We start from the raw sequence: 19,597 nt of genomic DNA, 5'->3' as shown, positions 1-19,597 counted from the left end.
CGCTGCGCTTACCGGGCCTGGTAAACCGTAGGCCGGGTAAGGCGACGCCGCCACCCGGCGCTATTCTCCCACCCAAAACCCTTCACAACATTTCAACCACGCCTGAGCGCTGTGCGACAGATAGACCCCTTCCCGCCAGATCATCCCCAGCTGCCAGTGCAGATCGCTCTGGAGCGGGATCCAGCGCAGGGTCTTTTTATCCAGCCGTTCGCAGATGGGCTGCGGCAGGATGGCAATTCCCACCCCCGCCTGCACCATGGCGGCCAGAAAGTCCCACTGCCCGCTGCGCACCGCGATACGCGGCTTAACGCCGTGCTGGTTGAACAGCTGCATCAGCTGGCGGCTGAGGGCAAAATCTTCGTTGTAGATCAGCAGCGGATGCTCGGCGAGGAGTTCAGGGTTGATGGCGTCGAGCGACAGCCAGCTGCCGGAGCGCGGCACCAGCACACAGAGCGGATGGCTGAACAGCGGCAGCGCTGTCAGACCGCTATCCTCTTCCACCGGCAGGGCGGTCATGGCCAGATCCAGCTCGCCGTTGATCACCGCCTGCTGGACGGTTAAGCCGCCAAATTCAGAAATTTTTAGCTCCACGCCGGGATAACGCTGGCGAAACAGGCCGATGGGTCCCGCCATCATCATTCCCACCATTGGCGGGATGCCGAGGCGCAGTATGCCCTTGTTCAGGTGGTTGATGTCGCCAAGCTCGGCCTCCAGCTGGCGAAACTCCGCCAGGATCGCCAGCCCGCGCTCAAACACCACGCGGCCTGTGTCGGTCAGCAGCAGCTTGCGCCCGTCGCGGATCAGCAGGGTACAGTTGAGTTCATCTTCGAGGTTTTTCAGCATTTTGCTGATGGTGGGCTGGGTAACAAAGAGCTTCTCCGCGGCGCGGGTAAAACTCTGCTGGCGGACCACTTCGACAAAGTAACGCAGCGTGCGTATGTCCATGACTATTCCTCGAAACTATACCTTTGATGATTTTAATTCATTTCAGTCAATTACGGGCGCTGACTATACTGGCGCTCCGTCTCATTTTGAGGAAATCCCCCATGACCGTGGCGTTAGGTCGCGTTACGCCTGCCGTCGTGCAACGACTCCAGGTACCGGTTCAGGTCCTGCTCTATGCCGCTCTTTTTGTCTTCGCTGAATACCTTGTTCGCTGGCTCCATCTGCCGCTGCCGGCCAATCTGGTCGGCATGGTGCTGATGTTCAGCCTGATCCTCTGTCGCGTTATTCCTCTCAGCTGGGTGCGGGCGGGGTCGCGCTGGCTGCTGGCGGAGATGCTGCTCTTTTTCGTTCCGGCAGTGGTGGCGGTAGTCAATTACGTCCAACTGCTGATGGTGGACGGCTGGCGTATCTTTGCGGTGATCGCCCTGAGCACGCTGATGGTGCTGGGCGCGACCGCGTGGGTGGTGGATAAAGTCTACCGCTTTGAAATCAGCAGGCAGAAACATGACTAACTTTCAGGTCAGCGTCCTCTGCCTGGTGGTGACGCTGATTATCTATTTTGCCAACAAGCGCCTCTACCGCCGCTTTCGTAAACTGCCCCTGATGCCGCTGGTTTTCACCCCGATCCTGCTGGTGATGATGCTGGTGTGGGGGCATATCTCGTGGCAGAACTATATTGGCGAAGCGCACTGGCTGCTGTGGCTGCTGGGTCCGGCGACCATCGCCTTTGCGGTGCCAGTCTACGACAACCTCGCGGTGATAAAACGCCACTGGATGTCGCTCTCCGCCGGGGTGATCACCGCCACGGTGGTGGCCGTCACCAGCTCGGTCTGGCTGGCGCGGTTGTTTACCCTGTCGGACGAGATCCAGCGCAGCCTGGCGGTACGCTCCGTCACCACGCCCTTTGCCCTGGCGGCGGCAAAACCGCTCGGCGGACAGCCGGATCTGGTGGCGCTGTTCGTGGTGGTCACCGGGGTGTTTGGTATGGCGGTAGGGGACATGCTTTTTCTGCGCCTCTCCATTCGCGAAGGGATGGCGAAAGGGGCCGGGTTTGGCGCGGCCTCCCACGGGGCGGGCACCGCGCGCTCCTACGAGCTGGGCCAGCAGGAGGGCGTGGTGGCAAGCCTGGTGATGATGCTCTCCGGCGTGTTGATGGTGCTGGTGGCCCCGCTGGTGGGCTGGCTGATGTTCTGATAAATGCCGGGTGGCGCTGCGCTTACCCGGCCTACCGATTCTGAATGCGGCGCTAACGGTTCAACCGCCGCACAATTCGCTCCACCTTCTGGCGGAAATCCGCCGCGACCTGAGCGGGTGCCTGACCCTGCTCCAGTTTTTCCCGCGCCGAGGTGAACTGGTCGATCACCTGTAAATCCTCGATATAGGGCGTGGCGACGACCGTGGTATGCAGCGATTGCGCCTGGCGTAGCCCGGCAATCACCGGATCCTGCGGGTCAATCACCCCTTTCTCCGTCAGCTGCGCCTCCGCCGCCTTGTTGAGCGGAATGCCGCGCTCCAGCCCAAGAGCCTCCACCGACTGCGGATCGTTAAGCAGGTAATTCACCAGAATCGCCGCCTCTTTCGGATGTTTAGTGGATTTTGCCACCGACAGCATCTGTGCCGTTTTGAAGTAGACCCCGGACTCCTCTGTGCCGGGCTGCATCACGTAATCGCCCAGCACCAGTTTCGCCGGTGGCGTCATGTTGTTGGCAAACATGCGAATGGTGATGTTCCAGGTGAAGAGCCCGCCCCACTCACCGTTAATCCACGGCTTCATCTCATAGAGGTTGCCCTTGCCGTAGGAGGAGAGGGTTTTGGGCGACGGCAGAACGTGGTCGTCGCTCAGACGTTTCACAAAATCGAAGGCCTCGACCCACTGCGCGTCGTTCCAGGCGAAGGTGCCATCACTGTTGAACATCGACTTCTGGTGGGTCTGCATCATGTACGCATTGAGCAGCAAAATGACATCCTGATCGACCATGGCGTAGGGGTAGTAGTTGTTGCCCAGCGTCTGCTGGAACACTTTCCCGGCGGCAAAAAAGTCGTCCCAGGTTTTCGGATACGCCAGCCCGGCTTTCTGCCAGGTGACGTCGTTGTAGTAAAAGACCGGGGCGTTGACCGAAATCGGCAGGCCATTGAGCTTGCCTTTCACCGTGGTCGATTGCAGATCCTGCGCCTGGTACTGGCTTAAATCGAGCTCCGCTTTCAGCTTATTCAGGTCGTAATACCCTTCACCATTTTTGGAAAAGAGGATTAGCCAGGGCCAGTTGGTCTGCATTACGTCCGGCTCGGTGCCGCTCGCCATCTGGGTGGTCAGGCGCGAAAGATGCCCGTCCCAGCCGGTATATTCGGGCTTCACCTTAATCTCCGGATGCGCTTTTTCGAAGGCTTCCAGCGCTTTCAGCGTCGCCTGGTGGCGGCTGTTGCCACCCCACCACGACATGCGTAGTTCAACGGGCGCTTGTGCCCAGACAGAGGTACAGGAAAATAACAGCGATGCGATAACACCTGAAACGAGTTTTTTCATTATTGTCTCCGGAACAGAGGCATAAATATTGTTATTAAACAGGTGAGTAACTGCACAATACTACCGGCGGTTCCGGCGCGGTAGCGGGCCGCGCCGGCGTGAGACGCTTAGCGTTTCGTCAGACGGGATACCAGCTCAAACTCCTTAAAGTTGACCGGACGCTGCTGCTGCATGGAGATATTGCCCGCAATGCCGGTGAGGATAGACATGGCCCCGGCACGGTGGTCGGCTGCGCGCTGCAGCGGATCGTGGCGTGGCGCGCCGAACAGGTCGGCCAGCATCGCGTTGTCGCCGCCGCCGTGCCCCCCTTCACCGAGGCTGAATTCCGCTTTCCAGGGTTCGGCAAACATCGGGAAGACGGTGAGGTCGCACTGCTCCAGGCTGCCCTCATGTTCCCGCTCCCCCCCGGCATTGACGTAGGACTTCTCGACGATCTTCATCTCCAGACGCCCTTCAGTGCCGTTAAAGACCACGTTCAGCCCTTCCCACGGCAGGTAGGCATTGAGGGAGTAGGTGAGCTGGACCTGGTTCTGGTATTTCACCAGCACCGACATCGTATCTTCGATGGTGATCCCGTCGCTGAAGACGCTCTGATCGCGGAAGTAGCGATCCTCGTGTTCGGCGTCCAGATAGAGCGCCTTAAGTTGCGCATTCTCTTCCATATGCAGCGCAAACGGGTCGTCTTTCGCGTCGGCAAAGCCGTGGGCGCGCGGGTAGAACCGGGTCACGCCGCGCTTCTCCGCATTCTCCCTGCCGTAGAACTGCAGGCTGCCTTCGGCGTAAACCCGTTCCGGGTAGCTGCCCAGCCAGAAGTTCATCAGATCGAAGTGGTGGGTGGATTTATGCACCAGCAGGCCACCGCTGTTGCGCTTTTCCCGATGCCAGCGGCGGAAGTAGTCCGCGCCGTGTTCGGTGTTAAGCAGCCACTCGAAATGGACCGAGGTGACCTTGCCGATCGTCCCCTGCATCAGCAGTTCGCGCACTTTACTGTGGTGCGGCGCGTAGCGGTAGTTGAAGGCCACGCGCACGCTACGGCCCGTCTCTTCAATGGTATCGAGTATGCGCAGGGCGCGCTGTTCGTCGATGGTCATCGGCTTTTCGGTGATCACATCGCAGCCGGCGTGCAGGGCACCCACGATGTAGTCATCATGGGTGCGGTCCATGGTGGTGACAATGACGATATCGGGCTGCGTCTCGCGGATCATCTCTTCAAACTGCGCCGCCTGCCAGGTAGAAACCGGATCCGCCCCTTCGTTTTTTAATAACTGATTGGCGTACTGCATGCGCGTCTTGTTAGTATCACAGAACGCGACCAGTCTGGCATTTTCCCGCCAGGCGCCACCGATGGCGGAAATATATAAACCCGCGCGACCGCCGGTTCCGACCAGAGCATATTTTTTCATGGCATCCTCGATTAAATAACAGAATTAATATCAGCAGGTGACGCAATGAAACGTATTCCCCATCAACTGATGGAGCTGAACAGCACGTTTATCTGGCACTGGCCCTGGTTTATTCAGGGGGTGAAAAGCGCGAAACAGCACGGTTTCACTGGCATCATCCTGCACCAACAGGAACTGCTTTCAATACTTGCGACGCCCTCGCCGTTAAGCCAGAAACTCAACGTCGAGAACCTTATTCATCAGCAAAATTACGCCCTGCACTATTTAAAACGCGTCGACCGTTATCTGGCGGAAAATAATTTATCGTTCTGGCTTCAGGGTGAGGCCGCGCCCAATGACGACATTATTAAGCGTAAATTTCCGGAACTGACGTTCGACGAAAAGCACGCGCCCGATTTCTGGCACCCTTTTTATGCCGCGATACTGCATCCGCTTTTACAGGCGCTGCCCCATCTCGGCGGGCTTATTCTCAGCCTGACGACGCCAGACTTTCAGACCAGCCGCTGGCAGCAAAGCCTGCATGATGTCTGGAGCCTGCTGCGCGCCCAGGGAAAAAAGCTCATCCTGCGCGACTTCATTGACAACAGCTGGCCGCGGCAGCAGCTCTCCGGCATTCTGGCGACGCTCCCGGACGACGTGCGCGCCTCGGTAAAAGCCACCGAGCTGGATTACCACCCCGGTTTTGCCAACCATCCCAACATCGCCACCCTGCCGGGGCATAAAAAGTGGATCGAGTACGATCTCTTCGGTATCGGCTACGGCTGGAGCGCACTGCCGTGCTATCTGGCCGATGAGATTGGTGGCCGCTTAAGCTGGGCGCTCAGCGCCACAGAAAACGAAATCGAAGCGATTACCTCCCGCGTGAGCTGGCAGTGGTTGCCCGACAGCCGGGTGATGGACTCCGTCAATGCCATCAACCTGTTTGGCCTCTCTGCCGCCAACCATGCCGCAGATGCCGCGCTGCCCGCTACCTTCGAGCGCTGGGCGGAACACCATCAGTTCGGCTTTCGCGCTTTGGCGGACAAACATCAGCTTTCGGCCATCCTCCACGCCAGCTACGACTGGCTGTGCAAAACGCCAAACTTCCTCGGACGGCGGTTGCACTACCAGAGCCAGATCCCGGAGAGCATCGCCCAGGCGCAGCAATTGCTCCATACGGACACCCGTAGCGCTAACTGGCTGCACGCCTGGCAGCCGCTGATGCCCGCCGACGATCCCGCCCTTGGCAAAGAGCAGCGTGAGCGGGTAGCGCTGGAAAAAGAGGCCGCCTGCTTCCTGGCGTCACGTACGCTGCACAACCTGCGTGAACTGATGCCGCGTATGACCTGCCCGGACGACACCCTGGCGATCCTGCTGGCCGCCTGGCGCAGCGCGGAGATCTACAGCCAGATGTTCTCTCACGTCGCCGCCGCCGTGACCGACGTCGTGTGGCTGGATCACTACGGTCCGCAAAGTCTGCCTGCCGACATCCTGAAGCAGCATCAGCAGCGGCTACTGCACTTCAGCGACACCCTGGATCGCTGGCTGACAGATCCGCCCGCCAGCAGCCCGCTCTTCCTGCCGCTGTTGCTGAGCCCGGCGCGGCTGGAGCGCTTTGCCAGAAGCCTCGGCGAGTCGCTGTAACTAAAGAATAAAAACTGCGGTCGGGGTTGTCTGTATACCGCGGGTAGGGAAAGCGGGGGATCGGCGTGGAATAGGGAAAAGTGTGATGGACGTTGCGGATTGCAGATAAAGCCTGTGATCCGCATCGGCTTTTTCTGTTCTGGCGACGTGATAAACGTCACCAGAAGGGGAAAAAAATGTGATCCCCGACCAGTGGCCGGGGAGGGGGTTTTAGTGCGCGCGGCCCTGTTCGACACCCAGGCCGGTTTGGGAGCGGATAAACTGGGCGCGGAACTTCTCGCGCTCCAGGTTGCCTTCCGGCGAGTTGTCGGTTGCCGAGAAGACCCAGATGCCGATAAAGGCCACGGCGATGGAGAAGAGCGCCGGGTACTCATACGGGAAGATGGCGCTTTCGTGGCCGAGGATCTGCACCCAGATGGTCGGACCGAGGATCATCAGGATCACCGCCGTCAGCAGGCCGAGCCAGCCGCCAATCATCGCTCCGCGGGTGGTCAGCTTCGACCAGTACATAGAGAGCAGAATGATCGGGAAGTTGCAGCTTGCCGCAATGGAGAAGGCCAGCCCCACCATAAAGGCGATGTTCTGATTTTCGAACAGGATCCCCAACAGAATGGCGACGACCCCCAGGACCAGAACGGTGATTTTGGAGACCTTCAGTTCGTCGCGTTCAGAGGCGCCTTTACGCCAGACGTTGGCATAGAGGTCGTGGGAGACCGCAGAAGCACCCGCCAGGGTCAGGCCAGCCACCACCGCCAGAATTGTGGCGAAGGCCACGGCGGAGATAAAGCCGAGGAACAGGTTGCCGCCCACCGCGTCAGCCAGATGGACTGCCGCCATGTTGTTGCCGCCAATCAGCGCGCCCGCCGCATCCTTGAAGGCCGGGTTTGCACCCACCAGCATGATGGCGCCGAAGCCGATGATAAAGGTCAGGATGTAGAAGTAACCCATAAAGCCGGTGGCGTAGAAGACGCTTTTCCGCGCTTCGCGCGCATCTGACACCGTGAAGAAACGCATCAGAATGTGCGGCAGGCCCGCGGTACCAAACATCAGGCCCAGCCCTAACGACAGCGCCGAGATCGGATCTTTCACCAGCCCGCCGGGGCTCATGATCGCTTCCCCTTTCGGGTGTACCGCCATCGCTTCGGTAAAGAGGTTATTAAAGCTGAAGCCGACATGCTTCATCACCATAAAGGCCATAAAGCTGGCGCCGAACAGCAGCAGTACCGCTTTGATGATCTGCACCCAGGTGGTGGCGAGCATGCCGCCAAACAGGACATACATCACCATCAGCACCCCCACCAGCACCACCGCGACATGGTAGTTCAGCCCGAACAGCAGCTGGATCAGCTTGCCGGCCCCCACCATCTGGGCAATCAGGTAGAGGGCTACCACCACCAGCGAGCCGCAGGCGGAAAGGGTACGAATCGGCCCCTGTTTCAGGCGATAGGATGCCACGTCGGCAAAGGTATAACGCCCCAAGTTACGCAGGCGTTCGGCGATCAGGAACAGGATGATCGGCCAGCCGACGAGGAAGCCCAGAGAGTAGATCAGCCCGTCGTAGCCGGAGGTATAGACCAGCGCGGAGATGCCGAGGAAAGAGGCCGCCGACATAAAGTCACCGGCGATGGCCAGCCCGTTCTGGAAACCGGTAATGTTGCCGCCCGCGGTGTAGTAATCGTTACGGGAACGCACGCGTTTCGACGCCCAGTAGGTGATGTACAGCGTCAGCACCACGAAGATCAGGAACATCACAATCGCCTGCCAGTTGGTCGGCTGGCGTTCAACCGCGCCGCCAATGGCATCGGCGGCATTTGCCGCGAGGGGGAGGGCGGCGGCAAGCGCCGTCAGGACTCTCTTCATGATGCTTTCACCTCGCGCAGTACCGCTTTGTTCAGACGGTCGAACTCACCGTTAGCGCGCCAGACGTAGACGCCGGTCAGCACAAACGAAACGACGATCACACCGATACCGATAGGGATGCCGCGCGTGACGTTGGTGCCCGCATGCAGCGGCGTGCCCAGCCAGTGCGGCGCAAAAGCGATCAGCAGGATAAAGCCCACGTAGATGATCAGCATGATAATAGAGAGAATGAAGGCAAACCGTTGCCGTTTATCCACCAGCTCCCTGTAGTGCGCACTGTTCTCTATCTGCTGACAAATATTGTCATTCATCACAGAATCTCCAGAGGTATCCCCCTTCGGTTTTCACGCAGCCTGAGCAGTCACGTGCCTGCAACGCGAAATCCTTTGGGGTGGTTTTTATATTCCCCTCTCCCTTTAAGGGAGAGGGCTAAGGTGAGGGTATTACGATGGCATTGCGATGGCCTGCTTCTCTTCGAGCAGTTTGTCCACCACGCCAGGATCGGCGAGCGTAGAGGTGTCGCCTAAATTGCTGGTATCCCCCGCCGCAATCTTGCGCAGAATACGGCGCATGATTTTGCCGGAGCGGGTTTTCGGCAGCGAGTCGGTCCAGTGCAGCACGTCCGGGGTGGCAAGCGGGCCAATCTCTTTCCGCACCCAGTTACGCACTTCGGTATAGAGCTCGGGTGACGGCTCTTCGCCATGGTTTAAGGTGACGTAGGCATAGATCGCCTGGCCTTTGATGTTGTGTGGAATACCGACCACCGCCGCTTCGGCGATTTTCGGATGCGACACGAGGGCTGATTCGATCTCGGCGGTCCCCAGACGGTGGCCGGAGACGTTCAGCACGTCGTCCACGCGGCCGGTGATCCAGTAGTAGCCATCTTCATCACGACGCGCGCCGTCGCCGCTGAAGTACATATTTTTGAAGGTGGAGAAGTAGGTCTGCTCAAAGCGATCGTGATCGCCAAACAGGGTGCGCGCCTGACCCGGCCAGGAGTCGGTGATGACCAGGTTGCCTTCGGTGGCCCCTTCCAGCGGCGTGCCTTCGTTATCCACCAGCGCAGGCTGAACGCCAAAGAACGGACGGGTCGCGGAACCGGCTTTCAGCTGAGTGGCGCCCGGCAGCGGGGTGATCATGAACCCGCCGGTTTCGGTCTGCCACCAGGTATCGACCACCGGACATTTCTCGTTGCCGATCTTCTTCCAGTACCACTCCCAGGCTTCCGGGTTGATGGGCTCACCCACGGAACCGAGGATACGCAGGGAGGAGCGGTCGGTGCCTTCAATCGCCTTATCGCCTTCCGCCATCAGGGCGCGGATTGCGGTCGGGGCGGTGTAGAGAATATTGACCTGGTGTTTGTCCACCACCTGGCTCATGCGCGCCGGCGTCGGCCAGTTTGGCACCCCTTCAAACATCAGGGTGGTGGCGCCGCAGGCCAGCGGACCATACAGCAGGTAGCTGTGGCCGGTGACCCAGCCCACATCGGCGGTGCACCAGTAGATATCGCCCTGATGATAATCAAAGACATACTTAAAGGTGGTGGCCGCATAGACCAGATAGCCGCCGGTGGTGTGCAGGACGCCCTTCGGCTTGCCGGTGGAGCCGGAGGTATAGAGGATAAACAGCGGATCTTCCGCATTCATCGCTTCCGGCTGGTGCTGGTCGCTGGCCTGTTCAATCAGGTCGCTCCACCAGAGGTCGCGCCCCTCATGCCATTCAATGGCGTTGCCGGTGCGCTTGAGCACAATCACACTGTTGACGCTGTTTACATTGGGGTTTTTCAGCGCGTCATCGACGTTCTTTTTCAGCGGAACGGCACGGCCAGCACGCACGCCTTCGTCGGCGGTGATCACCAGTTTGGAGCTGGAGTCGATAATGCGCCCGGCCACCGCTTCCGGCGAGAAGCCGCCAAAGATCACGGAGTGCACGGCGCCGATGCGGGCGCAGGCCAGCATCGCCACGGCCGCTTCCGGCACCATCGGCATATAGATGGCAACCACGTCGCCTTTCTTGATGCCCTGCGCCAGCAGCACGTTAGCAAAGCGGCAGACATCGCGGTGCAGTTCACGGTAGGTGATATTTTTGCTCTGGGTGGCGTCGTCGCCCTCCCAGATGATCGCCGTCTGGTCACCGCGCTCGGCGAGATGGCGATCCAGACAGTTGGCGGCCAGGTTCAGCGTACCGTCTTCATACCATTTAATAGAGACGTTACCTGGGGCAAAAGAGGTGTTCTTGACCGTCTGATAGGGCGTGATCCAGTCAAGGATTTTGCCCTGCTCGCCCCAGAAGGCGTCAGGGTTGGTGATGGAGTGTTGATACTTCTCCTGGTACTGCTCAGGGTTAATCAGGCAGCGGTCCGCAATATTTGCGGGAATGTCGTGTTTATGGACTTGGCTCATGGTTTTTGTTCTCCTTGTAGGATGTTAATAATATGTCGCAAAAACGTTAATTGTAGGGGCTTTGGCAGCTTTGTTTACTATTTGGGCGACAGATCACGCAAATGTTAAAGAGAACAAAAAACGCGCAAATGACACTTTGAAGGAAAATAATTGCTCTTGTAGATTATTTGCTTTTATGGATAAAAAAGCGTTTTCATTACAAAAGGTTATTTATCATCACCAATATAAATTAGCGTAATGACCTTTTTTGTCAGTCAAATGCCTCGTTCTTAAAGGCTTGCGCAGCATGCCGTGCAAATGGTACTGATACCGCGCGTTAAAAAACCCCATAAATGAACGCAACACAATTCATACCCTTTCAGTATGTGTCGTCCCCTTCGTTTTACGAGTACGAACACTTCGTTGAGGAAGTCTCTTGTTATGAAAAATTTGAAAGTCAGCCTGGCCTGGCAAATTTTGCTGGCCCTTGTGCTGGGTATCTTGCTGGGTAGTTATCTGCATTATCACAGTGACAGCCGCGAATGGCTGATCGCCAACTTACTGTCACCGGCCGGCGATATCTTTATTCATCTGATCAAGATGATTGTGGTGCCGATTGTCATCTCGACGCTGGTGGTGGGGATTGCCGGGGTGGGTGACGCGAAGCAACTGGGCCGCATCGGCGCGAAAACTATCCTTTATTTCGAAGTGATCACTACGGTGGCCATTGTTCTCGGCATCACGCTGGCGAATCTGTTCCAGCCGGGGGCGGGCATTGATATGTCGCAGCTGGCGACGGTGGATATTTCGAAATACCAGAGCACAACCGCCGATGTGCAGAGCCACTCTCATGGCCTGATGGGGACGATCCTGTCGCTGGTGCCAACGAATATCGTGGCGTCGATGGCGAAGGGCGAAATGCTGCCGATTATCTTCTTCTCGGTGCTGTTTGGTCTGGGGCTGGCGTCGCTGCCCTCCGCCCACCGCGAGCCGCTGGTGACCGTGTTCCGCTCCATCTCTGAAACCATGTTTAAAGTGACCCACATGGTGATGCGCTATGCGCCGGTAGGGGTGTTTGCGCTGATCTCGGTGACGGTGGCGAACTTCGGTTTTGCCTCCCTGTGGCCGCTGGCGAAGCTGGTGCTGCTGGTGCATTTCGCCATCATCTTCTTCGCGCTGGTGGTGCTGGGCTTAGTGGCGCGCATGTGCGGGCTGAGCATCTGGATCCTGATCCGCATCCTGAAGGACGAGCTAATTCTGGCGTACTCCACCGCCAGCTCTGAAAGCGTGCTGCCGCGCATCATCCAGAAGATGGAGGCTTACGGCGCGCCGGCGTCGATCACCAGCTTCGTGGTGCCGACCGGCTACTCCTTTAACCTTGATGGCTCCACGCTGTACCAGAGTATCGCCGCGATCTTTATTGCCCAGCTGTACGGCATTGACCTCTCCCTGTGGCAGGAGATCGTTCTGGTGCTGACGCTGATGGTGACCTCGAAAGGCATTGCCGGCGTGCCGGGCGTGTCGTTTGTGGTGCTGCTTGCGACCCTGGGCAGTGTGGGTATTCCGCTGGAAGGACTGGCGTTTATCGCCGGTGTTGACCGTATCCTCGACATGGCGCGTACCGCGCTGAACGTGGTGGGTAACGCGCTGGCGGTGCTGGTGATTGCCAAGTGGGAACATAAGTTCGACCGTAAAAAAGCGCTGGCCTATGAGCGCGAGGTGCTGGGGCGGTTTGATAAGACGGCTGACCAGTAAAGTGAAAAGCCGGGTGACGCTTCGCTTACCCGGCCTACATGACCTTAGGCCCGGCAAACATAGTGCCGCCGGGCATTTACTCCCCGCTTAACGCATCAAACTCCTCACATCCGGTATCAAACCCTTCGCTACAGCTCAGATTCAACCAGTAGAGCGCCTTCTGTTTATTGGGGGTGATAAATCCCTCCTCGCCCTGCTTAAAGATCTGGCCCGCCCAGTACTCCGCATAGCCTGTGCGTGACAGCGTGGAGCTTTGCTTAAACCACCGCGCGGCCTGCACATCATCCTGCGCCACTTCCACGCCGTTGGCGTAGATCAGCCCCAGCAACTGCTGGGCATCAACGGCGGCGTCGTCTTCGGTATTCTCAGCGACCTTGTGCAGTAAGCTCAGCGCCTGCGGATAGTCGGTCTTCCCGGCCCGGGTGTTTACCAGCAAACGCGCCAGCATCACCGCGCCCGGCGAGCTGCCCGCCACCGTGGCCTGCTGCGCCAGCCCTTTGGCCTGAGCGAAATCGCCGTGCTTTAACTTGATTTGGGACAGCAGGGCCATGGCATCGATATCGCCGTTTTTCGCTGCTTTTTCGGCCCAGGTTTCGGCCTGCTTATCATCACCCGAGCTGTAATATGTTTCGGCAAGGTAATACTGGGCACGGCTGTCGCCCGCCTCAGCCTGCTTCCGGTACTGGCCGCCAATCTCCTCGGCGCTCGCCAGAGAAGTAAAAAGGATCAACAACAGATAAAGAGGTTTCATGCGTTATTTTCGTAGGAGTAGATACCGGGCAGTATAAGCGCGTGATGTGAAGAAAAAAATGGGTGCATTAAGACCTCAACCTCCCACAAGCCGGGCGGGTCTCCCCGCCCGCTGAAGTTAGCCTGCTGCGCAGGCTAATTTAGCCGCCACTTCGTGTTGTTCACTCTTTATTGTGAGTTCGCATAACTTACCGCGATTAATAAAGGCGAATATCACGATAGTCAGACAAATAATAACTATTATGCCTGCGACATATTTTAATGGCGTCATGCCCTTTACTCCTTGCTAACAAAAGAAGAAGGGGCTATCCTCAACTTGTTGGGTAGTTGAGGGATAGCCCCGGTTAATGGAAACATTTCCGGGGTTTTTCACTTTCTGTCCCTCAATACGGCTTAAGACAGAAAGCCTTAAGCACCCGCCGATAATCTTATCCCTCTGAAGTAAAAAGAAAAGATGTAATTTTCTTTGTGCGAAATTACATTTCTCTGGAATACTGCTCGCAAAATAATATTCGGTTTTTAAATTTATATTTCATAAATAAAAGAGGGGTGAATAATTCATCCCTCTTTATTCGCTGTTCCGTTAATTACAGGTTATCCCATCGCGGTTTCCCGTAAACGCTTTTTCAACGCATTATATTCATCGATAACATAGCGCTCGGCGGCAACCTGATCCGCTATCGGCTCGAGGCGCACGGCACAATATTTATATTCCGGCGTTTTGGTTATCGGGCTCAGGTTTTCCGTTACCAGCTCGTTGCAGGCGCCAATCCACCACTGGTAGGTCATGTATACCGCACCTTTGTTTGGCCGATCGCTCACCTGGGCCCGGGTGATGACCCGGCCTTTACGTGAGGTGATCCACACCAGGGCGTCATCCTCAATGCCCAGCTGTTTGGCATCCCCGGTGTTGATTTGTACATAGCCGGGCTCATCCGCCAGCGCCGACAGCGCCGCACAGTTGCCGGTCATGGAGCGGCAGGAGTAGTGACCCACTTCGCGCACGGTGGAGAGCACCATCGGATACTCTGGCGACAGCGTATCCATCGGCGCCATCCAGTCGCAGGTGAAGAACTGCGCCAGCCCGTTCGGGGTATCGAATTTCTCGGCGAACAGGTACGAGGTGCCCCGATCTTCCGGCGACTCGTCCCGGCAGGGCCACTGGATATAGCCCAGCTCGCCCATCTTCTCGTAGGTTGCCCCCTTAAAGGCCGGGCAGAGCTGGCGCAGCTCGTCCCAGATTTGCTGGGTGTTGTCGTAGTGCATCGGATAACCCATCCGGGTGGCAATCTCGCTGATAATCTGCCAGTCGGTTTTCAGGTCCCACTTTGGCTCCACGGCTTTGAAGAAGCGCTGGAAGCCGCGATCGGCTGCGGTGTAGACCCCTTCATGCTCGCCCCAGGAGGTGGAGGGGAGGATCACGTCCGCCGCCGCCGCGGTTTTGGTCATAAAGATATCCTGGACAATCACCAGCTCCAGATCGTCAAAAGCTTTGCGCACCGCCGAGAGCTCAGCATCGGTTTGCAGCGGGTCTTCGCCCATGATGTACGCCGCCCGCACCTCGCCGTGGGCCGCGCGGTGCGGCAGCTCGCTGATACGGTAGCCGGGGTTCGCCGGCAGGCTCTCCACGCCCCAGGCTTTGGCAAATTTCTCGCGGTTTTCCGGAAACTTAACGTACTGGTAGCCCGGATAGGTATCCGGCAGTGCCCCCATGTCGCATGCCCCCTGCACGTTATTCTGGCCACGCACCGGGTTGACCCCCACATGGGCTTTGCCGAGATTGCCGGTCAGCATGGCAAGGCTGGTGAGCGCACGCACGGTTTCCACCCCCTGCCAGAACTGGGTCACCCCCATGCCCCACAGCAGGGTAGCGGTGTTGGCCCCGGCATACAGACGTGCCGCCTGACGGATCTCCCCCGCACTTACGCCGGTAATGCTCTCCACCGACTCCGGCGTATAGCGTTCAACGATCTCACGGTACTCATCAAAGCCCTCCGTGCGGCTGGCAACGAAGGCCCGATCGTAGAGCTGCTCGGTAATAATCACGTGGCCGATGGCGTTGAGCAGGGCGATGTTCGAGCCGTTTCGCAATGCGATATGCATATCGGCAATGCGGGCGGTTTCGATGCGCCGCGGATCGCAGACGATGATTTTTGCCCCGTTCTGTTTCGCGCGCAGAATATGGTTGGCGACAATCGGGTGCGAATCCGCCGGGTTATAGCCAAAAATAAAGACTAACGCAGTGTTATCAATCTCGTTGATGGCATTGCTCATGGCGCCATTGCCGACCGACTGGTGCAGACCTGCAACCGAGGGGCCGTGTCAGACGCGGGCGCAGCAGTCGACGTTATTGGTGCCGATAACGGCGCGCGCAAACTTCTGCATCAGATAGTTGGTTTCATTCCCGGTGCCGCGTGACGAGCCGGTGGTCTGGATCGCATCCGGGCCGTGCTTTTTCTTGATGGCGGTGAGGCGACTGGCCACATAATCCAGCGCCTCTTCCCACGAAACGGGCGTCAGCTTGCCGCCGCGCGTTCTGCGGATCATCGGGCTTTTCAGCCGCGGGGTGAGGATTTGGGTATCGTTAATAAAATCCCAGCCGAAGTAGCCCTTCAGGCACAGCGTGCCCTGGTTGGTTTTGCCGTTGGCCGCCTCCGCCCGGACGATTGTGCCGTTATCGACCACCAGGTTGATCTTGCAACCTGATGCGCAATAGGGGCAAACCGTGATGACGTTTTTCATCGATCTCGCTCCAGTTTCATATGATGCTGATATGTCGGTTGAGTATGCCGCCTCTAAGCCGCATTCTTGTTGTGGTTTTCCCCTGACTTTACGGGTGAATCCTGGGCAATACCCTGACGAAAAACAGGCCTGCGGCAAAAATTGCGGCGGCGGAAGTGACGGGGATGTGACGGCGGTTGAAGATTCGTGATGGAAAAGGCGTTTGGGCTGGAGCCTTGCACAGAATGGGCCAGACTGATCTTTATCTTCTCTATGGGGTCCCGTAATGAAACCAGCAATTCTGGTGGTCGATGACGACACCGCGGTCTGCGAACTGTTGCAGGACGTTCTCAACGAGCACGTCTTTACCGTCCATGTCTGCCACAACGGGCAGGATGCGCTGCGTCTGGCCAGCCAGATGCCGGATATTGCACTGGTTTTGCTCGATATGATGCTGCCGGATATCAACGGCCTGCAGGTGTTACAGCAGCTGCAAAAACAGCGTCCTGAGCTGCCGGTCATTATGCTCACGGGTCTTGGTAGCGAGTCGGATGTGGTGGTGGGGCTGGAGATGGGGGCGGACGATTATATCGGCAAACCCTTTAACCCCCGGGTGGTGGTGGCGCGCGTTAAAGCTGTGCTCCGCCGCACCGGCGCGCTGGCGGCAGAGCCTGCGGCGGTCCCGCGGGCGGGCGGGATCGGCTTCAACGGCTGGACGCTGGACACCGCCCGCTGTGAGCTCATTGACGCAGCGCGCAACGTGGTCTCCCTGACCCAGGGCGAATACGGTCTGCTGCTGGCGCTTACCCAGAATGCCCGGCGGGTGTTGAGCCGGGAACAGCTGCTGGAGCTGACCCACAGCGAAAGCGCGGAGGTGTTTGACCGCACCATCGACGTGCTAATCATGCGCCTGCGACGCAAAATCGAAATCAATCCCCATCAGCCGCTGCTGATTAAAACCATCCGCGGGCTGGGCTACGTCTTTGCCGCCGACGTGCAGCATGGCGACAGGGCGGCCTAGACCAGGGGGTTCTCCTCAATAAACAGCTGTAGCTCCTGCAACGTTTTTGCCCCGTCGATGGCGTTGGCGGCCAGCAGGCTGGCCCGGGCGCAGGCGTGCGCCATCTGAATACTCTCCGTCAGCGACAGCGATTCGTGGCAGCCATACAAAAATCCGGCGCAGAAGGCATCGCCAGCCCCGACGCTGCCGACAATCTCCTCCTGCGTAAGCCGCCACGAGGGGAGCCAGCTTCCCGCCTGACCCGGCTCCTGACCCCACGCCCCCTCCGGGCAGTGGATCACCACCCGTGACGTCACCCCCGCCGCCAGCAGATCTGCCGCCGCTGCGGCAATATTAGCGATCACCGGCGTATCCTGGTCATCGCGCATCGGCAGGCCGCTGAACTCGCCCGCCTCCAGCTCGTTGATCACCAGATAGTCGAGATGGCGCAGGGCAGGGAGCACCAGCGGCTGATAGCGCGGATCGCCCTTACGCGACACCAGATCGAGGGACGTTTTAAACCCCAGATCGCGCATCTGCGCCAGCAGCCGCGCGCTGCGGGTGCCATATTCTTCGTCCGGCATATCCAGGCTGTCGAGCAGCAGGAGGTAACCCAGATGGAAGATCTTCATGCTGTAATCGAGCCGGTCAAAGGCGGGCAGATCCAGCAGGCGGTTCGCCCCCGGTGAGTGGAAAAAGGTGCGCTGGCCGCTGGGGTCGGTCATTACCTGCGACATGGAGGTGGGGGCAAAGGTGGTGCGCTGTACCCGCTGGCGGTTGACGTGATACTGGTCGAGCATGGCGAGAATGTAATCCCCGTCGTTATCCTCCCCCACCAGCCCGACCGCCTGTAGCGGGATCCCGGTATGCATTTTTGCCACGGTTAACAGCACGTTGAGCGGTGCGCCGCCGGTGGCGCGCTCGCTGTGGGTGATCTCCGCCAGCCAGCCGCGCTCCGGCCACTGCACAATCTGGTGGACATGGTCCACCAGCATATTACCCGCCGCGATAATGCCCCGGCGTTCCATTATGCTTGCCCCGCGCTGCCGAAGATGCGCATCTGCGCGGCGACGGTGTCGGTAATCGCCTCTTCGATGCCCAGCAGCAGCTCAGCAAACTCGTCATACAGCGGCTGCCGGTTGGCCATGCGCTGCTCCACGGCCCCCAGCGCCGCCTGGGACATGCCGGTATAGAAGTTAATTTTGTGGATCCCAAGCTCAATGGCGCGGCGAAAATCGGCGTCACTGATCCCAGAGCCGCCGTGCAGCACCAGCGGCAGGCCGGTTTGCTGGCGGATGGCGTCAAGACGGGCAAAATCGAGCTTCGGCTCCCCCTTGTACTTGCCGTGGGCATTGCCGATGGCCACCGCCAGGGCATCAATGCCGGTCTGGTCGACAAATTCCCGCGCCAGGGCTGGATCGGTGAAAAAGGCTTCGTCGGCGTGACCGTACAGGGCGCCGCCCTCATCGCCCCCCACCGCGCCCAGCTCCGCCTCCACCGACACGCCCACCGCGTGGCACATCTTCACCACTTCCCGCGTCTGGCGGATGTTCTCCTCGTAGCTCAGCGTGGAACCATCGAACATCACCGAGCTGAACCCCAGACGCAGCGCCCGCACCACCGCCTCGAAATGCAGACCGTGATCGAGGTTCAGCACCACCGGGATGTCATGCCGGGCGGCTTCGAACTTCACCGCCTCCACCAGGGAATCGAGCGACACGTACTTAAAGTGCACTTCGGCAATGTTGATGATAAAGGGCGAGCTCTCCTGGCGGGCCGCGGCAAAGAGCGCCCGCAGGAAGTGAGAGTCGAGGACGTTAAACGCCCCCAGCGCGTAACGCTGTTCCCGGGCGTGCGCCAGCCCGTCGGCGAGAGAGATAAGCGGCATGTTCACTCCTTACAGACGAAACAGGCTGTACTCGTTACACAGCACCAGCACGGCCGGTTCGTCTTCATCAATGTTGTTATAGCGGGCGGTGGGGTGCAGGAAGTGGTTGTCGGTGTCGTCATCATTCACCGAGGAGACCTCGCCCACCAGCACATCCCCAAAACCCGCCTCACTCCAGAAGCTGTGGTACAAACCGGGCGGCAGACAGATGCTCTCTCCCGGCGCGAGACGGATATGGCTGCCTGCCGCGTGGGTCTGCTGGCACCCGTCGATGGAGACCGTAATATCGCCATCCTCTTTCTGCTCATTTTCATCGGCGTTCCACAGCTCCAGAATCAGATTGCCGCCGCCGCGGTTAATGATGTCCTCGCGTTTGCGCCAGTGGAAATGCAGCGGCGTGACCTGCCCGTCGCGCACGTGCATGATCTTTTCCGCATAGCATCTGGCCCACGGCTTGCCGCCGGGCGAGCCGTTGCGCAGGGTAAAAAGGGTCAGCCCCTGGGCGGCGAAGTTATCGCCGCCGAAGGCGGTCACGTCCCAGCCGAGGCGAAGATCGAACACCTCGCGCCAGGCCTGTGCGTCGAGCTGCTGCCAGCGGGCAGGGGGAAAGCTGGCAAAGGGGGGCAAATGCACATCGTGCATGGAGAAAAACTGCCGCGTGTGGCCGAGGATTTCGTTAATTTCGGAGCGTTTCATGGTAACTCCTTACGTGATATGCAGAGCCCCTGATAAAGAGGCTCTGCACCG

At 58.7% G+C, this 19,597-nt stretch carries 18 protein-coding genes; 6 read left to right on the top strand and 12 right to left on the bottom strand.

Annotation, left to right across the window (positions count from 1 at the left end; translation table 11 throughout):
• Positions 1 to 60: 60 nt before the first annotated feature.
• On the bottom strand, positions 61 to 945 hold the full coding sequence (locus tag ACT3IC_RS08100) for a LysR family transcriptional regulator (protein ID WP_103177874.1): 885 nt from the start codon (positions 943 to 945) through the stop codon (positions 61 to 63).
• 101 nt (positions 946 to 1,046) lie between these two features.
• Between ACT3IC_RS08100 and ACT3IC_RS08095 the strand changes: the two genes are divergently transcribed.
• Positions 1,047 to 1,457, top strand: coding sequence for a CidA/LrgA family protein (locus ACT3IC_RS08095; RefSeq protein WP_103177875.1), 411 nt, complete (start codon positions 1,047 to 1,049; stop codon positions 1,455 to 1,457).
• Positions 1,450 to 2,139: an LrgB family protein gene (locus ACT3IC_RS08090; RefSeq protein ID WP_114316142.1), complete on the top strand. Its 690-nt coding sequence runs from the start codon at positions 1,450 to 1,452 to the stop codon at positions 2,137 to 2,139. Before ACT3IC_RS08095 ends, ACT3IC_RS08090 begins: the two co-directional genes overlap by 8 nt.
• Before the next feature lie 52 nt (positions 2,140 to 2,191).
• Here ACT3IC_RS08090 and ACT3IC_RS08085 read toward each other — a convergent pair whose 3' ends face one another.
• Positions 2,192 to 3,469 (bottom strand): ABC transporter substrate-binding protein, encoded by a 1,278-nt coding sequence (locus ACT3IC_RS08085; protein WP_420193184.1) that lies wholly within the window; start codon positions 3,467 to 3,469, stop codon positions 2,192 to 2,194.
• A gap of 107 nt (positions 3,470 to 3,576) precedes the next feature.
• Complete coding sequence (locus ACT3IC_RS08080; protein WP_473477084.1) at positions 3,577 to 4,872, bottom strand: Gfo/Idh/MocA family protein; 1,296 nt, start codon at positions 4,870 to 4,872, stop codon at positions 3,577 to 3,579.
• 45 nt (positions 4,873 to 4,917) lie between these two features.
• Between ACT3IC_RS08080 and ACT3IC_RS08075 the strand changes: the two genes are divergently transcribed.
• A complete protein-coding gene (locus ACT3IC_RS08075; protein ID WP_156653736.1) occupies positions 4,918 to 6,495 on the top strand; it encodes a hypothetical protein in 1,578 nt (525 codons plus the stop codon).
• Positions 6,496 to 6,705: 210 nt separating this feature from the next.
• On the opposite strand, the gene actP is transcribed toward ACT3IC_RS08075, so the two are convergent.
• The 3 genes from actP to acs all read right to left on the bottom strand — a co-directional run bounded on the left by actP (position 6,706) and on the right by acs (position 10,757).
• Entirely contained in the window at positions 6,706 to 8,355 is a 1,650-nt protein-coding gene (gene actP, locus ACT3IC_RS08070) for a cation/acetate symporter ActP (protein ID WP_103177880.1), read from the bottom strand.
• Entirely contained in the window at positions 8,352 to 8,666 is a 315-nt protein-coding gene (locus ACT3IC_RS08065; RefSeq protein WP_103177881.1) for a DUF485 domain-containing protein, read from the bottom strand. The genes actP and ACT3IC_RS08065 overlap by 4 nt, the downstream gene beginning before the upstream one ends.
• Before the next feature lie 132 nt (positions 8,667 to 8,798).
• Complete coding sequence (gene acs / locus ACT3IC_RS08060; RefSeq protein WP_103177882.1) at positions 8,799 to 10,757, bottom strand: acetate--CoA ligase; 1,959 nt, start codon at positions 10,755 to 10,757, stop codon at positions 8,799 to 8,801.
• A gap of 420 nt (positions 10,758 to 11,177) precedes the next feature.
• On the opposite strand from acs, the gene gltP reads away from it, so the two are divergent.
• Positions 11,178 to 12,491: a glutamate/aspartate:proton symporter GltP gene (gene gltP / locus ACT3IC_RS08055; RefSeq protein WP_103177883.1), complete on the top strand. Its 1,314-nt coding sequence runs from the start codon at positions 11,178 to 11,180 to the stop codon at positions 12,489 to 12,491.
• A gap of 76 nt (positions 12,492 to 12,567) precedes the next feature.
• Here gltP and ACT3IC_RS08050 read toward each other — a convergent pair whose 3' ends face one another.
• The 3 genes from ACT3IC_RS08050 to fdhF all read right to left on the bottom strand — a co-directional run bounded on the left by ACT3IC_RS08050 (position 12,568) and on the right by fdhF (position 15,983).
• On the bottom strand, positions 12,568 to 13,242 hold the full coding sequence (locus tag ACT3IC_RS08050; RefSeq protein ID WP_159340258.1) for a tetratricopeptide repeat protein: 675 nt from the start codon (positions 13,240 to 13,242) through the stop codon (positions 12,568 to 12,570).
• A gap of 117 nt (positions 13,243 to 13,359) precedes the next feature.
• Positions 13,360 to 13,512 carry a Hok/Gef family protein gene (locus ACT3IC_RS08045; RefSeq protein WP_103177885.1) on the bottom strand — a complete coding sequence of 51 codons (153 nt, stop codon included), beginning with the start codon at positions 13,510 to 13,512 and terminating at the stop codon, positions 13,360 to 13,362.
• A gap of 323 nt (positions 13,513 to 13,835) precedes the next feature.
• Positions 13,836 to 15,983 (bottom strand): formate dehydrogenase subunit alpha, encoded by a 2,148-nt coding sequence (fdhF, locus tag ACT3IC_RS08040; protein WP_473477078.1) that lies wholly within the window; start codon positions 15,981 to 15,983, stop codon positions 13,836 to 13,838.
• Here fdhF and ACT3IC_RS08035 point away from each other — a divergent pair.
• Both ACT3IC_RS08035 and ACT3IC_RS08030 read left to right on the top strand, forming a co-directional pair.
• A complete protein-coding gene (locus ACT3IC_RS08035; RefSeq protein WP_269775963.1) occupies positions 15,967 to 16,173 on the top strand; it encodes a hypothetical protein in 207 nt (68 codons plus the stop codon). The two genes, fdhF and ACT3IC_RS08035, sit on opposite strands and share 17 nt — an antisense overlap.
• Before the next feature lie 75 nt (positions 16,174 to 16,248).
• Entirely contained in the window at positions 16,249 to 16,983 is a 735-nt protein-coding gene (locus ACT3IC_RS08030) for a response regulator (RefSeq protein ID WP_103177887.1), read from the top strand.
• On the opposite strand, the gene ACT3IC_RS08025 is transcribed toward ACT3IC_RS08030, so the two are convergent.
• From ACT3IC_RS08025 to ACT3IC_RS08015, 3 genes are read right to left on the bottom strand one after another with little or no spacing between them, the layout of a single operon-like run.
• Positions 16,980 to 17,993 (bottom strand): carbohydrate kinase family protein, encoded by a 1,014-nt coding sequence (locus tag ACT3IC_RS08025; protein WP_473478896.1) that lies wholly within the window; start codon positions 17,991 to 17,993, stop codon positions 16,980 to 16,982. The two genes, ACT3IC_RS08030 and ACT3IC_RS08025, sit on opposite strands and share 4 nt — an antisense overlap.
• Complete coding sequence (locus ACT3IC_RS08020; RefSeq protein ID WP_103825421.1) at positions 17,990 to 18,850, bottom strand: ketose 1,6-bisphosphate aldolase; 861 nt, start codon at positions 18,848 to 18,850, stop codon at positions 17,990 to 17,992. Before ACT3IC_RS08020 ends, ACT3IC_RS08025 begins: the two co-directional genes overlap by 4 nt.
• 9 nt (positions 18,851 to 18,859) lie before the next feature.
• Positions 18,860 to 19,546, bottom strand: coding sequence for a D-lyxose/D-mannose isomerase (locus ACT3IC_RS08015; protein WP_103177890.1), 687 nt, complete (start codon positions 19,544 to 19,546; stop codon positions 18,860 to 18,862).
• Positions 19,547 to 19,597: the final 51 nt, after the last annotated feature.

The organism is Leclercia sp. GHBNCSD, assembly GCF_055805075.1.
The sequence above is the reverse complement of the archived record's forward strand: the minus strand, read 5'-3'. Positions and strand labels throughout refer to the sequence as shown.

Excerpts from the sequence above, each read along its gene's own strand:
- ACT3IC_RS08100 (WP_103177874.1), bottom strand. The coding sequence starts at position 945 with ATGGACATACGCACGCTGCGTTACTTTGTCGAAGTGGTCCGCCAGCAG.
- ACT3IC_RS08020 (WP_103825421.1), bottom strand. The coding sequence starts at position 18,850 with ATGCCGCTTATCTCTCTCGCCGACGGGCTGGCGCACGCCCGGGAACAG.
- actP (WP_103177880.1), bottom strand. The coding sequence starts at position 8,355 with ATGAAGAGAGTCCTGACGGCGCTTGCCGCCGCCCTCCCCCTCGCGGCA.
- ACT3IC_RS08045 (WP_103177885.1), bottom strand. The coding sequence starts at position 13,512 with ATGACGCCATTAAAATATGTCGCAGGCATAATAGTTATTATTTGTCTG.
- ACT3IC_RS08085 (WP_420193184.1), bottom strand. The coding sequence starts at position 3,469 with ATGAAAAAACTCGTTTCAGGTGTTATCGCATCGCTGTTATTTTCCTGT.
- ACT3IC_RS08080 (WP_473477084.1), bottom strand. The coding sequence starts at position 4,872 with ATGAAAAAATATGCTCTGGTCGGAACCGGCGGTCGCGCGGGTTTATAT.
- ACT3IC_RS08030 (WP_103177887.1), top strand. The coding sequence starts at position 16,249 with ATGAAACCAGCAATTCTGGTGGTCGATGACGACACCGCGGTCTGCGAA.
- ACT3IC_RS08075 (WP_156653736.1), top strand. The coding sequence starts at position 4,918 with ATGAAACGTATTCCCCATCAACTGATGGAGCTGAACAGCACGTTTATC.
- ACT3IC_RS08090 (WP_114316142.1), top strand. The coding sequence starts at position 1,450 with ATGACTAACTTTCAGGTCAGCGTCCTCTGCCTGGTGGTGACGCTGATT.
- ACT3IC_RS08050 (WP_159340258.1), bottom strand. The coding sequence starts at position 13,242 with ATGAAACCTCTTTATCTGTTGTTGATCCTTTTTACTTCTCTGGCGAGC.
- ACT3IC_RS08065 (WP_103177881.1), bottom strand. The coding sequence starts at position 8,666 with ATGAATGACAATATTTGTCAGCAGATAGAGAACAGTGCGCACTACAGG.
- acs (WP_103177882.1), bottom strand. The coding sequence starts at position 10,757 with ATGAGCCAAGTCCATAAACACGACATTCCCGCAAATATTGCGGACCGC.
- ACT3IC_RS08015 (WP_103177890.1), bottom strand. The coding sequence starts at position 19,546 with ATGAAACGCTCCGAAATTAACGAAATCCTCGGCCACACGCGGCAGTTT.
- ACT3IC_RS08095 (WP_103177875.1), top strand. The coding sequence starts at position 1,047 with ATGACCGTGGCGTTAGGTCGCGTTACGCCTGCCGTCGTGCAACGACTC.
- gltP (WP_103177883.1), top strand. The coding sequence starts at position 11,178 with ATGAAAAATTTGAAAGTCAGCCTGGCCTGGCAAATTTTGCTGGCCCTT.